Annotated in this window: 4 protein-coding genes; all 4 read left to right on the top strand. The window is 51.6% G+C overall.

The annotated features are described in order from the left end of the window. Window positions 1–583 (top strand): transglycosylase SLT domain-containing protein (locus KMAL_RS16580; protein WP_239020198.1); only part of this gene is annotated, 583 nt, incomplete at its 5' end. 3 nt (window positions 584–586) lie between these two features. Then, entirely contained in the window at window positions 587–910 is a 324-nt protein-coding gene (locus KMAL_RS16575; protein WP_007284448.1) for a TrbC/VirB2 family protein, read from the top strand. A 3-nt stretch (window positions 911–913) separates the two neighbouring features. After that, window positions 914–1237, top strand: a complete 324-nt coding sequence (locus KMAL_RS16570; protein WP_010665815.1) for a type IV secretion system protein VirB3 — start codon at window positions 914–916, stop codon at window positions 1235–1237. Next, window positions 1237–1470 (top strand): hypothetical protein, encoded by a 234-nt coding sequence (locus KMAL_RS16565; RefSeq protein ID WP_275399329.1) that lies wholly within the window; start codon window positions 1237–1239, stop codon window positions 1468–1470. Before KMAL_RS16570 ends, KMAL_RS16565 begins: the two co-directional genes overlap by 1 nt. The last annotated feature ends 109 nt before the right edge of the window (window positions 1471–1579 follow it).

Below are 1579 nucleotides of genomic sequence, written 5' to 3'. Positions count from 1 at the left end.
GGGAAAGCCGCTCTTCAACATCAAAAAAACCAGGCTGCTTCATATCGCCATTCCCTCAATCAACGCAGAAGAAATAGAATCATACAGAAGACCTCAAAACCAGGGGGTTTTTAGAACCCTCCACCTGCCCGCTCTTGGATTACGGGTTCAGGATGCGTTTGACCCCTGTGTTTCGATAGGTGCAGCGTCGATCATCCTATCCGATACCTATGTTGGCGGTGAGAGCCACGAGGCGCAACAGAAGGCGCTGCGGGTAACAATCTCCCGATACAATACCGGAGATGCACAGCGCGGCTTTACGAATGGCTATGTGGGCAAGGTGGAAGCATCTGCCCGCAAGGTTGTTCCTGCGCTCGATGTAGGCATGGGTCAGAGCGGCGTGCCGGCCGCTCCCCAGCCGCAACAGGTTGCTGTTCCTACCGATCCAAATGCCCCCCCGGTGTGGGACGTGTGGGGCAGCTTCGAATACAGCACAGCGTCTGACACCAAGAAAAAAGGAAATGATCCTCGGGCTTCAGATGCGGTGTTGTTTGTCCAGGCTAGGGATGGTTCGGCCGTTTTTCCTCAACTGAGCAAGGAATAAGATATGCTGTCGTCCAGTCATTACGTTGCAGTTCGTAGTCCACGCTTGAAGGCGGGTCTGGTTGCATGGGTGGTTTTTCTATCTGTTCTTCCGGCAGTGGCCCATGCACAGACTGTTTCTGGTGGTTCAACGCCCACACAGATGATTAACAATATCTGCACATTCATCTTGGGTGATTTCGGCAAGAGCATTGCTGTCGTCGTACTCGCGGCTGCCGGATTGATGCTGGCATTCGGCCGTCTTTCGTTGGGTATATTCGCCGGAATGGTTGGCGGTATCCTCTTAATGTTTGGCGCGGCCTATCTCGGGTCCATGGTTACCGGGTGACTCATGGAAAAATTGGAAGAAGACACCCTCTTTCTTGCAGCAACCCGTCCGGCGCTATTGGCAGGGGTCCCTCTGCCGGTAGCTGCACTATTGCTGACGATGATTGGGCTCATAATGGTCCTTCTTCAAAACCCACTATATGAAGCAGTAATGGTTCCGCTTTGGTTCGGATCGCGAATACTTGTCGCGAGAGACTATAATGCGGTTGGCGTGGTAGTTTTGTTTTTGAAGACGGCCGGACGTTCTTTGGATAGTTCCTTGTGGGGCGGGGCATCTGTCAGCCCAAATCCGCTGAAGGTTCATAAACGGGGGAGGGGCATCGTGTGATGTTTGGCAATCCCGGTTATGGCGAACGCTCAGGTGAGATTTATCTTCCGTATGTTGGGCACATTACGGAAAATGTCATTCTGCTTCGTGATGGATCAGTTATGGCAATGGGCTACGTCAAAGGCGTTCCCTTCGAGCTGGAAGATACTGTCGTCCGTAATGGCCGCAAGCGCAATATGAATACTGTCCTTCGGAATATCTCCGATGATAACGTAACAATTGGAGGGTTCTAAAAACCCCCTGGTTTTGAGGTCTTCTGTATGATTCTATTTCTTCTGCGTTGATTGAGGGAATGGCGATATGAAGCAGCCTGGTTTTTTTGATGTTGAAGAGCGGCTTTCC

Source organism: Novacetimonas maltaceti (assembly GCF_002906255.1).
Lineage (GTDB): Bacteria > Pseudomonadota > Alphaproteobacteria > Acetobacterales > Acetobacteraceae > Novacetimonas > Novacetimonas maltaceti.
This window is presented reverse-complemented; position numbering and strand designations above follow the sequence as displayed.